Below are 13,446 nucleotides of genomic sequence, written 5' to 3'. Positions count from 1 at the left end.
ACCTTCAAAGCTAACCGCTGTTATCTTAGCCTCACTTCTGTTTACTATAAAATAGCTAAGATTACAAAGTTTAAGATAAATAACGCATCAATGACCCAAATAATTGGTGAAACTTCTTTGGCTTTTCCTTTGACTACTTTCACCACTGCATAAAAGATGAACCCAGCAGCAATCCCATAAGAGATGCTATAACATAATCCCATGAAAATTGAAGCAAAAAATGCTGGAATCGCATCTTCTAAATCCGTCCAATTGATGTCTTTGAAAGAAGCTAACATCATAATTCCCACTAAAATTAACGCTGGAGCCGTAGCTTGTGCTGGTACAATAGCAATAAGTGGTGAAAAAAGACTACTTAGGGCAAATAGAATTGCTACCACTACCGATGTCAAACCTGTTCGACCACCCGCACCGATTCCTGCTGCACTTTCTACATAAGTTGTCGTATTCGATGTACCAAAAATCGCACCGATAGATGTTGCAATAGCATCTGCAAATAGAGCTTTGTCCATTTTAGTGCTGAAGCCCTTACTATCTTCTAAAGCTAATTCATCTTCTTTAGAGAAAATTCCTGTTCGACGTCCCGTACCGATAAATGTTCCAATTGTATCAAACGTATCTGATAAACTGAAGGCAATAATGGTCATTAAAACTTGAGGAATTTTTGAAGAATCGCTAAACAATGACTGTAAGCCCTCAGCACCAAAAGCAGCGCCAAAAGTTGTACCTAATTCTTTAAATGAATTGCCCAACGAATTAGCATGCCAATCAACCGAAGCAGTGTCTACCACCCCCATTGGAATTGCGACTAACGTAGTAACCACAATGCCAATTAAAATAGCCCCACGAACATTAGTGACAACTAAAATCGTTGTTAAAACTAACCCAATTACCGCCAAAATAATAGCTGGATTATCAAAATTTCCTAAAGCGGGCACGATACTCGAACCATTCACAACACCATTTTGAGGTTCTGCTTGTACTGTGAAACTTAATAAGCCAGCATTTTTCAACCCTACATAAGCGACAAAAATTCCAATCCCACCACCAATAGCATGTTGTAAACTCTCTGGAATTGCTTTAATAATCATTTTGCGAATTTTTGTCACTGTAATCAAAATATTAATCAAACCACAAATAAAAACCATTGCTAATGCTTGTTGCCAAGTATACCCCATCCCAAAAACGACCGTAAACGTGAAGAAAGCATTGAGTCCCATTCCCGGTGCTTGAGCGTAAGGTACATTAGCAAACAGCCCCATAATTAATGTACCGATGATTGAAGCAATAATGGTCGCTAAAAAAACAGCCTGAAAAGGCATCCCTGTTTCTGAAAGAATGGACGGATTAACAAATAAAATATAACTCATTGCAAAAAAGGTCGTAACCCCCGCCATTATTTCAGTTGATACCGTTGTCTTGTTTTCCTTTAATTTGAAAAACGTATTCATAATTGCACTTCTCTCCCTTAAAATCCATGTTTTCGAATAATTACTCTTTGATTATAAGAGAATCGCTATATTTTTACAACAAAATATTAACTATTATATATACTTTTCTATATAACGTTCGTGTTTTGCAGATATAAAAAAAAGAAAAAGCTTTACATTGCTTCTTCTTTTCCTAATAATTGGATTAGCCCAAACAACAGCATCTGTAGAAACATCATTAATAAAATAAACATTAATTTTTGAAGGGACCAGTCAAAAAAGATAATTTTCACTGTTTCAATTGGACTCATAAAAAGATAGACACTGTGTAATCGATCAAAACGTCCAACATAAATCGCCAAAGCAGACAAGAAATGAAGGCTGGCTTGAAAGACTACAATTGTTCTATAGTCACAATAACTTTGCAATTTCTGACTAACAGTTGTTACTGTTTTCATCCCTAAAAGTCCATATATAACAATCCCGCTAGTTAAGCAAACAAACGCCCACCAATCACCAATTTGGTTTGCAAAAATCGTATTAAAGCCTCGATAAATAGATAGCGTTTCTAAATGAAAAAAATCCGTAAATAGGTACGGCGCATTAGGATAAAAAATTAACCAAGCAAAACCTATCAACCAATCCCTTTTACGTTTTTCTGCGTTTAAAAGATAACTAAGTTCAATTGGAATATAGGCTAACAACACGTTCAACGCCATAAAATGAAAATGCGTAGCAAATAACCACATATAGATACAATAGATTAAGGTGATCACTCGTAAATAATTTCTAGAATTTTTCAAGATGCTCTGCGCTCCTTTTTCAAACGGTTTATTTTAGTGTAGCATACTTCTTAAGCTTTTTTTTAAACCTTATAAATGAACATGCTTCTCCCCTTGATAATCTTCGGTTTTATGCTAGACTGAGTAAAAGGCATTTAGGAGGAATTTTTACTTGAAAAAATTAATTGCTATTGATTTAGACGGCACAACATTAAATGCACAGTCTTTAATCAGTCCAAAAACCGAACAAACACTAAAAAAAGCGATTGACAACGGTCATTACGTCAGTATTGCCACTGGTCGTCCCTATAGAATGAGTCATCAATTTTACCAACAACTTGGCCTAACGACCCCTATGGTTAACTTTAACGGCGCTTTAGTCCACATTCCAGAGAAAAAATGGGACTTGGAAAGCGAAGCCAATATTGAACGTGACCTAGTCTTTGATATTTTGGCACAGAAAAAAGAATTACAATTAGATTTTGTTGCTGCTGAAAACAAAGAAACATTTTATATCGATACGTTAGATGGGTTCGATCCGAAATTTTTTGCTTCCAAAGCAACCTTAGATAATTTACTTACTGCTAAAAATTTACGAACAAATCCTACCTCAATGATGGTTCGGACCACACCAAACCAAGCTGAAAAAGTTGCTGATACATTGACAAAACAATATGGTGATTATATTGATGTCCGCACTTGGGGCGGTCCAATGCCTATTTTAGAAATGGTCGCAAAAGGAATTCAAAAAGCCCATGGCGTTGATCAAGTGGCGAACTTTTTATCTGTCAAACCAGCTGATATCATTGCTTTTGGCGATGAACATAATGACGAAGAAATGTTAAGTTATGCTGGTTGGGGTGTTGCTATGAACAATGCCACGGATAAAATTAAATCCGTAGCCAACGATGTCACTGAAAAAACAAATGATCAAGATGGTTTAGCAGATTATTTAGAAAATTATTTAGATCTATAAAAGGCTAAGATAAAAGTATTTCTTTAAAAAGAACTTGCTTTGGTTTAGCTGATAATCTTAAGATTACGAAAGTAGGGCATAAGTCGAAACGACTTATGCCCTACTTTCGTTTTTTTTATTCCTTCAATGAATTTTGAAACGTGCTGATTTTTTCAGCCAATCTTTGATAAGTAGTAAAAGACGGATGCTTTAGCTCTTGTTCTTCGTTAACGGATAAAGTTTGTTGTGTCGTAATGGCCTTTGTTAGTGTATCTACAAAATGAATAAAAGAATTGTTGGTTTGTTTATTGTATCCTGGTGAATAATATTTCGATTGACGATAAAAAGGCCGCAGAGCTGTTTCTGTGATTTTTTCCTGTTCATCTGAAAAGTATTCATCATAGCTGAAATGTTTTATTTTCTGCTCTTCTGTTATCACTTGAAGTCGAGCGATTAGGCCATTGCCTAAATCTTCTGCGTAACCGATATACGTTTCTTTCGATGGCTCTTTTAGCCAAGTGTCCATCTCTGCTGCTAAAGGCATTAATCCTTCACGCGCAGAAGTTGATGAACCACGTACCGTATAAAAATTACCTGTGACACGATTTTCGTCACGCATTTGTTTTTCTACATAAGTAATACCATTAACAACGGTGACTAACGTATCGTCTGTGCGCGTGTTGCTTGCTTGAAATTCAGGATAATCCGACAGGCGTTTGTTGACACCCGAATATCGTGTATCGTAATAAGGATCACTAGCAAACTCTGTAAACTCAACATTCAGAATCCGTTGCGTTTCAGGTTCCGTAATAATCTCTACAATGCCGTAATTTCCGCCAGTAAATACACCTTCATTTTTATAATAGTTACCCGTCATTAATCCCAAAGGCGGTTGATTGGACCAAAACATTTTTTCCTTTTTTTCTTCTGGTGTATATTTTGCTGGTGGGGTTGTCCCAAATGTCGTTTGTGTGGCCCCTGTAACCACTTCGTACGTGTATTCATGAGAATCAAAAGTCAATTGATTAGCAATCAGTTCGTCATTTTTAGTCGGCGCTTGTTTTTCCACCGCAGAAGTCGTTTGATTGGTGACGGTAACTTGCTTCACTTGCTTTGTCTCTTGCGGACCACTTGTTGTTTGTTTCGTTGGCTCTTGATCTGGCGCACAACCAACCAAAATAAATAATCCGATAAAAACCAACATTCCTTTAATATGTTTCATTCACTTCTCTCCTTTTTATAAACGCTTAATTTCCTCTTATCTCCAGTGTAGCAAACATTTATAAACCAAAACTGACGGAAAAATGAATAAATAATAAACAAAAACGCTAAGTCTCCTGCAGCTTAAGAGACTTAGCGTTTTTTTATTTAATTGCTTGGCGCTTTTGGCGCAACCACTCTTCTTTAATGTGTTCAGATAGGCGAATCATTCGTTTACCAACTTCACTATATTGGTTAGTAGCTAAATTGGCTAAAGAAATTCGAACTGACCATTTGTCACTCCCGAAAGCATCCGCTTTTAAAAGCATTAATTTTTCTTTTTCTGCTAACGAAGTTAATACTTTTGTGATCGTCCACGATTTCGTTAAATAACTTGAAAATTCTGGGCCATAACGTTTTTCTGTCCAATCTCTAAAGTTAATTTCACAATAATAGGCTGTATTTAAACTTGCTAAAGGCTCTTCAATGCCTAAGGTGCGGAACAAGAGCTTTTCACGCGTATGACAAATATCCATCACTTCGTCTTTATATGCTTGACCGTCTTTTAACAAAGCATACAAACTAAATAAAGCCATCATTGCTTGCTGAATAGAAGAAAGTCCCGCTGCATGGTTCAACGCAATATCGCGGCTGTCTGCGACTAAGCGGCTGATAAAGTTAATTTGGCTTGTGTCTGCATTCAATGTAGCATAACGTGCCTGTAATTCCATTTTTCGAGCCACTGGCAATTCTTTTAATAATTGATCAAAGATGTTCTCTTGACTGACCGCAATAGTCCCCACACGCCAACCGGTAGCGCCAAAGTATTTAGAATAAGAATAGATACAAGCTGTATTGTAAGGTAACTCCGTAAATAATGAACGGAAAGCTGGCACAAAGGTTCCGTAAACGTCATCTGTTAAAATCATTAGCTTAGGGTTATCCACTGCAACGATTTGTTTGATTTGTTCAATGGTAGGTTTTCCCATAGCATTAGCAGTTGGATTGCTGGGATTTACGACAAAAACCGCTTTGATGGACGGGTCTTTTAGTTTATCAATTTCCTTGTTTGAGTATTGATACGTCGTTTTTCCATCAATAATCATTTGCTCTGCTTTGATTTTAACCACGTCAAAATCATAACGTGGTAGTTCTGGAATTTCTAGATAAGGAGCAAACGTTGGTAATAACAACGCAATACGATCACCTTTTTCTAGTAAATAATTATTTGCCAACGTATCAAACAAGTAACAAATCCCTGCTGTACCACCTTCAACGGCAAAAATATCAAACGGTTGTGCTTCGCTGGAAAATAATTCTTGATTTAAATATGCTTTAATCGGTTGTTCACACGCCTTCAAGCAACGAACAGGATTCGGATAATTATCCCCAATCACATAGTCTAACATGGCATCTAACCACATTTCCTTATCCATCCCAAAATAGTTATGCTCTGCTGTCCAAATTTCTTGTAAGAAGGTTGCCCCTTTGCTATGATTTTCTGCTAAAAAGTTTAAGAAGCGTTGCGTTCTACCAAAACTTGGCTGAATCATACCAGCCGTTTGTTCGCTCCCCTCTCTTAACGTTTCTTTTGTAGCAAATTGACCTAATAAAAAAAAGGCTTCCCTTGGTGTTGGCGCCGTCCAATTAGGATTGCCTCGCCCTGCATTTAACAATGTTTCTAAATTATGATTTTCTTCATGTAATTTCTTCTCTAAAAATAGACTTAATTCAAACGGACTAAGGTTTTCTGTCAATTCATCACTTGTTATCATTTTATCCTCCTGAAGCACACGCGGTCATTTAGTATTTAGTATGTAGTCTATACTACTCTTCTACCTCCAGATGTCAACCATTTAAGCGGAATATTCTGACAATTAATAAAAAAGAAACAATCCTTTATAAAAAATAAAGGATTGCTTCTTTTTTGATGATTAACCAAAGAACCGTTGCATCTCAATTTTTGCTGATTGAACAGAATCAGAAGCATGGATTAAATTTTTGGTGACAGACAACCCATAATCCGCTCGTAAGGTGCCACTTTCAGCATCTAACGGATTCGTTGCTCCAACTAATTTACGCACTTTTTTAACCACATTGTCCCCTACAACGACCATCACAACCACTGGGCCACTTGTCATATAGGCTAATAATTCAGGGAAAAATAGTTCATCTTTTAAATGCTCATAATGTTCCTTCACTGTTTCTACTGTTAGTCGTTCGAATTTAAGGTGCAATAAGTCAATACCTTTATCTTCAAAACGTTGAATGATTTTGCCAACTAACTTTCGTTCAACGCCATCTGGCTTAATAATTACTAAACTTGTTTCCTTCATTTTTTCCATCCCTTTCAAAACTTCCTTTTGCCCTTTCCCAAGGGGTAGCTACAGAATAAAATGAAAGCGGATACTTTGTCAATGATAAATTTTCTTTTCCTTTTGATTAAATAAAAAATTAAAGATTATTCACAAGGTTTGTGAATTGTTCTTTCAGTTCTGTATTGCTTGTTTCTTTTAAAAACAAATAAGGTTGCTCCTCTACTGGCTGTTCTTTACTCACATAAACTTTGGCTTCACCATTCACTAAAGTAAATAAATAGACATGCTTCTGGGCAACTTGTGTCGCACTGTCAGAGTATACTGCCACCAGACAATAACCCCCTTCGCTGCCTGTTTCTGACCAATTTAACCAAATGGGATTGTTCCCAATAGCTGGTTGTATTTTAGGTTCATAACTCAATAAATCATCAGGCACTTGAATCGTGTAAAAAGCTACAGAGTGACCTGGTTGGTACGCTTGATAGTTCTGATTGCGTTCTTGACCCCAGGTTTCCATGTATTGTCCTAACTGTTTTGCTTTTTGCTGATTCCAAATCGTCCCTTCTTCTGTAACTAATTCAATTAATTCTTGTGTTTGCGTTGTTTGCTCTAATTCCAACGCCGTGGTTTGACTAACTTCGGTTGCTGAAATTGCTCTTGTTTCTTCAGTATTTACATTGTTTGTTTGTACGGTTTGTACTTTCTGTGATTCCTCTTTCGATTTTTGCCAACCACAGCTAGATAAAACGCTTCCAACAATCGCTATCATAATAATCCCGTTTAGTTTCATTCCTTAAACTCCTGTTTTTATTTTTATTCTATCGAAATAAACCTAAAATCTCAATCCCTTTCTTTGGATAGTTGAAAACCATTTGGGAACTAGTAATTCTCCACAATTATAGTCCTCTAGTAATTGTTGGTATTGCTGTTCCATAGTCCTGATTTCTTTTTCACCAAAGCTCAGTGCCCAAACTAAAGAATAGAGTCCTGCGTGAAAAGTATAAAGCTTTTGAAACTGCCAAAATAAGGTAGGAACTTTCCCAGCAAAATAACCTTGTAATTGACCATAAGCAAACAATGGCGAAACATTTCTTGAAAAAAATTGTAACTTGTAAAATTCTTCATAAGGATCCCCAAAATCCCATCGATTAAAATCAATCACACCGACCTGCCTAGTTGGCAAGTAAATAAAATTTCCCACATGGAAATCTCCATGCTGATAAACTACAGGCCGTTGTTGCAATAACGGTAATTGTTTTTCTAAATATGAAATTATTGGCTGCTGGTACGGCATACAAAATTGAGATTTCTTATACTTATTTAGTTGGCTCTGCTTTTTTTCGTATAAATTTCGCGCAATCTCTCTTTGACTAATCCTTTCAGGCAACAAAAGCTTATGGATTTTGTTTAAATAGCGGCCTGCCTCTACGCCTAAGTTCAGTTGTCTTTTAGGAGAAAGAGCGGGTAAAACATCGCTTAAGTCTTCACCTTCTAGATACGTTAATAACATGTATCCTTGTTCACTTTCAGGAATAGGTGCACATAAAAAAGGTTTAGAACTGGGAAATCCTAACGCCGCTACTTTTTTGATAAATTGATATTCTTGTTGTTTGGCTAATAACTCTTCTTGTTGAAAAATTCGCAATAAAAAGGTTTCTTGATTTTTGGTAACTTTAAACTTTAAATCAGTTGACCAACCACGGTGAATAGCTTCAACTTTTTGCCATTGCTGAAACGCTGTAATCTTCTCAAACGCCCTCATTACTTTCGCCTCCATTTCCCTATTGGTTTTAGTATACCAAAGAAAAAAGGCTGGAGACAATTGGGGATAAATTGTCTCCAGCCTTCACTGGTTATCATTTTCTAGTTTTCCTTATATAAATCGTTCCACTCGTTACTAAGAAAGCTCCTCCTAAAACAATCCAGAAAGTACTAGGTACTTCTGCACCTGCTTTTGGTAATACTTTTTTGGGAAGCTGTTCTTGTTTCCCAATCATACTTTTATTAGAAAAAGCATGCGTACTTTCTGTTGATTTGGTTCCCTGATTTGCTGATGAATTCAGCGAATTATCTAAGGATGACTCACTAGTAGTTTTTCCAGCTTTGTCTGGGTTTTGGTTTTTTCCTTCGATTGGTTCTTCACTTGTTTTTGTTTCTTTGTCTTTTTCTGGTTTGCCACTTGCATCTGAGTCTTTGTCTTTTTCTGGTTTGCCACTTGCATCTGGTTCTTTGTCTTTGTCTGCTTCGCCACTTGCATCTGGCTCTTTGTCTTTGTCTGCTTCGCCACTTGCATCTGGCTCTTTGTCTTTGTCTGCTTCGCCACTTGCCTCTGAGTCTTTGTCTTTGTCTGGTTCGCCGCTTGCATTTGGCTCTTTGTCTTTGTCTGGCTCGCCGCTTGCATCTGGCTCTTTGTCTTTGTCTGCTTCGCCACTTGCATCTGGCTCTTTGTCTTTGTCTGCTTCGCCACTTGCATCTGGCTCTTTGTCTTTTTCTGGTTCGCCACTTATATCTGGTCCTTTATCTTTATCTGGTTCGCCACTTGTATCTGGTTCTTTGCCTTTGTCTGGTTCTTCTACATGTGGTTGATTTATCTTGTGGTTATTTTCAAATAAAGCACCTAATTGTAGCAACGTTCGGTCTTCATTTAATGCACTATTAAATTGAATCCCCAAAGGCAGTCCTTCTTTTGAAACGTAAGTTGGTACACTTAATGCTGGATGTCCAAATAAATTTGCTTGTTGTGTAAACGGTGTATATGTGAACGCCGTCAGCCATTGGTCATAAATCAATTGTTTTTGTTCTGCTGGTGACAATTGATCAATTTTTTCCATCTGTGCTGCATGTTCTGGTTTTAGTAACGGATTATCAATACTAGGTGCCGTGGCAGCTGTCGTTGGTGTTAATAAGATAGGATACTGTTGATAAAATTCGTCCATCGCTTGTGCTTGTAAAGCAATATCTGTCCAAGCCGCAGTTGTCTCTTCACTCGTTATATTTTTTCCTGTTTGAAAAAGCGCCCATGTTAACAGTTCTACATCATTTCGTTCAAGCGGTCTTTTCAATTTCTGCCGCGCCATAAAATCGGCAATTCCTGCTGAGCCAGCAGCTACAGTATAATAATTTTTCATTAAACGTTCCCCATCAACAGGGTGCTTCACTTCAACCAATGTGTACCCTTGGTCTTTTAAAAAAGCAACAGCTTCAGCGACCGCCTCTTTTGCTTCGGCACTTACAGGCGTTCCGGCAGGGGATTCTGTTGTATAAGCAATGGGTTGCGCTTGACTTAAATGTCCCGCAGGAAGATCTTTTTTGGTTAATAAGGTTTCAAATAATGCATTTGTATCCGCCACGGTTCGACTTAAACCAAAGTGAACAGTTTGACCTTTTGCACTATTAGAATTGCCAATGATTACTCCTCTAGAAGGTTTCAAGCCTACGGTGCCTGTCCAAGAAGCAGGGATGCGGATAGAGCCACCAGCATCACTTCCAGAAGCAATGGGAACAAATGCCGCGGCGACACTAGCACCCGCTCCGCCTGAAGAACCACCTGAATAATGGTTAGGATTCCATGGATTGACGGAAACGCCATATAACTTTGAATCTGAAATATTCTTCCAACCTAATTCTGGATAATTCGTTTGACCAATGATTATGAATCCGGCATTTTGTAGTGCTTTGACAAAGGTCGATGTCCCACCAGCTACTTGATCTCGGAGAAAACCAAAACCGTTCGTGTTGCTTTCACCTTTCAAGGATTGTCCTAACCCTTTTAGTAAGAGCGGCACACCTAGAAATGGTTGACCTGTATCTTGTAAAGCTTTTGCTTCTGTCAAAGCCGCTTCTTCTCGTAAAGTAATGACCGCATTTAATGTAGGATTTTCACGTTTAGTGATGGCCAACGCAATTTTTACTAGTTCTTCGCTCGTCACCTTTTTTTCTCTTACTAAAGTTGCTAACTCCAGTGCAGTTGCTTGTTTATAATCTGTTTCTGAAAAAACACTCTCTGCAGAAACAGCTTTTCCATCTGTATCACTATTTTGTATCTCATTTGTGGTTTCAGTGGTTACTGCAACCACATTTCGGCTACTGCTTTCGGCGATTGCCGAAGAGGATTCTTTTTCCTGCATCACCGTTTGGCTAGTAGTTTCAGATTCCAAGTTAGCTACAGTCTGACTGGTTTCTGTTGTTACTGATTCCGTCTCTGTTTGAACGGTTGTTTCTAGTATACTTTCTTGTGCCAACATTGGTACCCCTACCAGTGTTTGGCTAATTAATAAAATAATCCCTAACATTTTGAACAAAATCGACTTCTTCATAAGTCACATCCTTTATCTATTAATACAGTTAAAAAATCTGTATTACTTATAGCATAAATGAAAGCGATTAAAAAGTAAAGTTCTCTTGAAAATTCCCATGTTCAACTTTTAGGCTAGGTTCTTTTTATATGCTAAAATAGAATAGAAACGGAGGTTTTTTAATGGAATGGATTGAAATTAAGCACGCAACACAAAATAATTTGAAGAATATCTCTGTCAATATCCCTAAAAAGCAACTAACTGTTGTTACTGGACTTTCGGGTTCAGGAAAGTCCTCCTTAGTATTTGACACATTAGCCGCTGAATCACGTCGTGAACTAAATGATACATTTAGTTCGTTTGTTCAAAATTACTTACCCAAATATGGTCGTCCAGAAGTTGAAAAAATCGAGAATCTTCCTGTTGCAATTGTCATTGACCAGAAAAAAGTAGCAGGTAATTCTCGTTCGACAGTGGGAACGTACACAGATATTTATACGTTTTTACGTTTGCTGTTTTCACGAGCAGGTTCTCCATTTGTTGGTTATTCAGATACTTTTTCGTTTAATCATCCAGATGGAAAATGTCCAACATGCGACGGCTTAGGAAAGATTACCGAAATCAATCTTCATCAGCTAGTTGATTATGACAAATCATTAAACGAAGGGCCTATCGATTTCCCCACATTTACAGTTGGCAACTGGCGGTGGAAGCGTTATGCCCATAGTGGTCTATTTGATTTGGATAAAAAAATCAAGGACTATTCTCCTGAAGAGTTAGCATTATTTTTATATGCTCCACAACAAAAACTAGCTAATCCACCCAAAGAGTGGCCTCATACAGCTTTGTATGAAGGAATCGTCCCGCGCATGCAACGTAGCATATTGCATACAGACGAAGGCAAACGTCATCAAAAATACCTTAATCACTTTGTTACCGTAAAAAGATGTCCTGATTGTTTAGGAAGTAGAGTCAATGAACGTGTTCGTAGCTGCAAAATTAATCAGAAAAGTATTGCTGATGCTGTTGACATGCCACTCACTGAATTACATTCTTTTATTCGTTCAATGGACCTATCCTTAATAAAAACTATTCAAGAAGAGCTACTTGTACGTCTAGAAGCATTAATTAATATCGGTCTCTCCTACCTCACATTAGGACGAGCAACTGAAACACTTTCTGGTGGTGAAGCACAGCGGATTAAAATTGCTAAGTATGTAAACAGCGCCTTAAATGATATTATGTATATTTTAGATGAACCAAGTGCTGGCTTACATCCAAAGGACATCGAACGGATCAGTCGTGCATTGCTCAATTTAAAAAATAAAGGAAACACCGTGGTTCTCGTGGAACATAATCCACAATTAATTAGAGAAGCTGATTTTATCATCGATATAGGACCTTTCGCAGGCGAAAATGGTGGCCATGTCCAGTTTTCAGGAACGTATGACGCATTTTTAGCCTCCAAAACCTTGACTAGTCAAGCGCTTCAAGAGCCGCTCCTTTTAAACGTCCAACCAAGAAAAGCAAGGAAGTCTTTAACAATCGAACATGCGACACTGCATAATTTAAACAATCTATCTGTCGAAGTTCCGTTAGGAGTTTTGACTGTTATTTGTGGGGTCGCTGGTTCAGGTAAATCATCATTAGCGGAAGAAATTTATCAAAAAGCCCAGGCTGATAACCAAGAAATTATTCATCTTTCACAAAAAAGCATTACCGCAAATTTACGATCCACACCTATGACCTATCTTAATATTTTTGATAAGGTCCGCAAACTGTTTGCGGAAGAAAATCATGTTAGTCCAGCTTTATTTAGCTATAATTCCAAAGGCGCCTGTCCTACTTGCAAGGGGAAAGGCATAATTGTCTCCGATATGTCTTTTATGGAGGATGTTACTAGTATTTGCGAAACCTGTCACGGAACGCGTTACAAAGAAGAGGTGCTTCATTATCTGTATAACGGAAAAAATATCGTTGAAGTACTAGCTTTAAGCGTTAAAGATGGCTATGATTTTTTCAAAGACCAGCCTTTTGCTCTTTCATTAAAAAATTTACTGGAAGTTGGCTTAGGCTACCTTAAACTCAATCAATCGCTCTCAACATTATCTGGTGGCGAATTGCAAAGGGTAAAATTAGCAGACACACTTCACCAAAAAAAAGCTATCTATTTAATGGATGAACCTACAGATGGCTTACACTTAATTGATATCCAACAAAGTCTTCAACTTTTCAATCGAATGGTAGAAGAAGGAAACAGCTTGATTTTATTAGAACATCACATTGATGTGATTAAAAGTGCCGACTGGTTGATTGAACTAGGTCCCGAAGGTGGAGAAAATGGCGGACAGCTTCTTTTTACAGGAACCCCAGCAAATATGTTAAATTCCACTCACTCTATTACTAAAGGCTATCTGTAAAATAAAAAGTACAAACGGTGCAAGCAACAAGCACCGTTTGTACTTT

The 13,446-nt window shown here is 37.6% G+C and carries 10 protein-coding genes; 2 read left to right on the top strand and 8 right to left on the bottom strand.

Features of this window, described 5'->3' with window-relative positions:
* Positions 1 to 44: 44 nt before the first annotated feature.
* Positions 45 to 1,451, bottom strand: a complete 1,407-nt coding sequence (locus IGJ63_RS03790) for an NCS2 family permease (protein ID WP_002355943.1) — start codon at positions 1,449 to 1,451, stop codon at positions 45 to 47.
* Between the two features lie 152 nt (positions 1,452 to 1,603).
* Positions 1,604 to 2,179 carry a DUF1361 domain-containing protein gene (locus tag IGJ63_RS03785; RefSeq protein ID WP_002386206.1) on the bottom strand — a complete coding sequence of 192 codons (576 nt, stop codon included), beginning with the start codon at positions 2,177 to 2,179 and terminating at the stop codon, positions 1,604 to 1,606.
* A gap of 205 nt (positions 2,180 to 2,384) precedes the next feature.
* On the opposite strand from IGJ63_RS03785, the gene IGJ63_RS03780 reads away from it, so the two are divergent.
* The gene (locus tag IGJ63_RS03780) at positions 2,385 to 3,188 is read left to right on the top strand and encodes a Cof-type HAD-IIB family hydrolase (protein WP_002355941.1); all 804 of its coding nucleotides are present in this window, start codon (positions 2,385 to 2,387) and stop codon (positions 3,186 to 3,188) included.
* Between the two features lie 115 nt (positions 3,189 to 3,303).
* On the opposite strand, the gene IGJ63_RS03775 is transcribed toward IGJ63_RS03780, so the two are convergent.
* The 6 genes from IGJ63_RS03775 to IGJ63_RS03750 form a co-directional block, all read right to left on the bottom strand.
* Positions 3,304 to 4,389, bottom strand: coding sequence for a hypothetical protein (locus tag IGJ63_RS03775; protein WP_438745951.1), 1,086 nt, complete (start codon positions 4,387 to 4,389; stop codon positions 3,304 to 3,306).
* Between the two features lie 142 nt (positions 4,390 to 4,531).
* A complete protein-coding gene (aspD, locus tag IGJ63_RS03770) occupies positions 4,532 to 6,142 on the bottom strand; it encodes an aspartate 4-decarboxylase (RefSeq protein WP_002379214.1) in 1,611 nt (536 codons plus the stop codon).
* A gap of 159 nt (positions 6,143 to 6,301) precedes the next feature.
* Positions 6,302 to 6,712: a nucleoside-diphosphate kinase gene (gene ndk, locus IGJ63_RS03765; RefSeq protein ID WP_002381321.1), complete on the bottom strand. Its 411-nt coding sequence runs from the start codon at positions 6,710 to 6,712 to the stop codon at positions 6,302 to 6,304.
* 109 nt (positions 6,713 to 6,821) lie between these two features.
* Positions 6,822 to 7,475, bottom strand: coding sequence for a DUF4767 domain-containing protein (locus tag IGJ63_RS03760; protein WP_010717525.1), 654 nt, complete (start codon positions 7,473 to 7,475; stop codon positions 6,822 to 6,824).
* Positions 7,476 to 7,517: 42 nt separating this feature from the next.
* Positions 7,518 to 8,462: an aminoglycoside phosphotransferase family protein gene (locus IGJ63_RS03755; protein WP_016617721.1), complete on the bottom strand. Its 945-nt coding sequence runs from the start codon at positions 8,460 to 8,462 to the stop codon at positions 7,518 to 7,520.
* 79 nt (positions 8,463 to 8,541) lie between these two features.
* On the bottom strand, positions 8,542 to 11,001 hold the full coding sequence (locus tag IGJ63_RS03750; protein WP_438745949.1) for an amidase family protein: 2,460 nt from the start codon (positions 10,999 to 11,001) through the stop codon (positions 8,542 to 8,544).
* Between the two features lie 161 nt (positions 11,002 to 11,162).
* On the opposite strand from IGJ63_RS03750, the gene IGJ63_RS03745 reads away from it, so the two are divergent.
* Positions 11,163 to 13,400 carry an ATP-binding cassette domain-containing protein gene (locus IGJ63_RS03745; RefSeq protein WP_141439557.1) on the top strand — a complete coding sequence of 746 codons (2,238 nt, stop codon included), beginning with the start codon at positions 11,163 to 11,165 and terminating at the stop codon, positions 13,398 to 13,400.
* The last annotated feature ends 46 nt before the right edge of the window (positions 13,401 to 13,446 follow it).

The sequence above is a fragment of the Enterococcus sp. DIV1375a genome (assembly GCF_051712205.1).
GTDB lineage: Bacteria > Bacillota > Bacilli > Lactobacillales > Enterococcaceae > Enterococcus > Enterococcus faecalis.
Note: the sequence above shows the minus strand (reverse complement) of the source record. Positions and strands in the feature narration are given on the sequence as shown.

Coding starts and splice junctions, on each gene's coding strand:
- IGJ63_RS03790 (WP_002355943.1), bottom strand. CDS start 1,451: ATGAATACGTTTTTCAAATTAAAGGAAAACAAGACAACGGTATCAACT.
- IGJ63_RS03785 (WP_002386206.1), bottom strand. CDS start 2,179: ATGTGGTTATTTGCTACGCATTTTCATTTTATGGCGTTGAACGTGTTG.
- IGJ63_RS03775 (WP_438745951.1), bottom strand. CDS start 4,389: ATGAAACATATTAAAGGAATGTTGGTTTTTATCGGATTATTTATTTTG.
- aspD (WP_002379214.1), bottom strand. CDS start 6,142: ATGATAACAAGTGATGAATTGACAGAAAACCTTAGTCCGTTTGAATTA.
- ndk (WP_002381321.1), bottom strand. CDS start 6,712: ATGGAAAAAATGAAGGAAACAAGTTTAGTAATTATTAAGCCAGATGGC.
- IGJ63_RS03760 (WP_010717525.1), bottom strand. CDS start 7,475: ATGAAACTAAACGGGATTATTATGATAGCGATTGTTGGAAGCGTTTTA.
- IGJ63_RS03755 (WP_016617721.1), bottom strand. CDS start 8,462: ATGGAGGCGAAAGTAATGAGGGCGTTTGAGAAGATTACAGCGTTTCAG.
- IGJ63_RS03750 (WP_438745949.1), bottom strand. CDS start 11,001: ATGAAGAAGTCGATTTTGTTCAAAATGTTAGGGATTATTTTATTAATT.
- IGJ63_RS03745 (WP_141439557.1), top strand. CDS start 11,163: ATGGAATGGATTGAAATTAAGCACGCAACACAAAATAATTTGAAGAAT.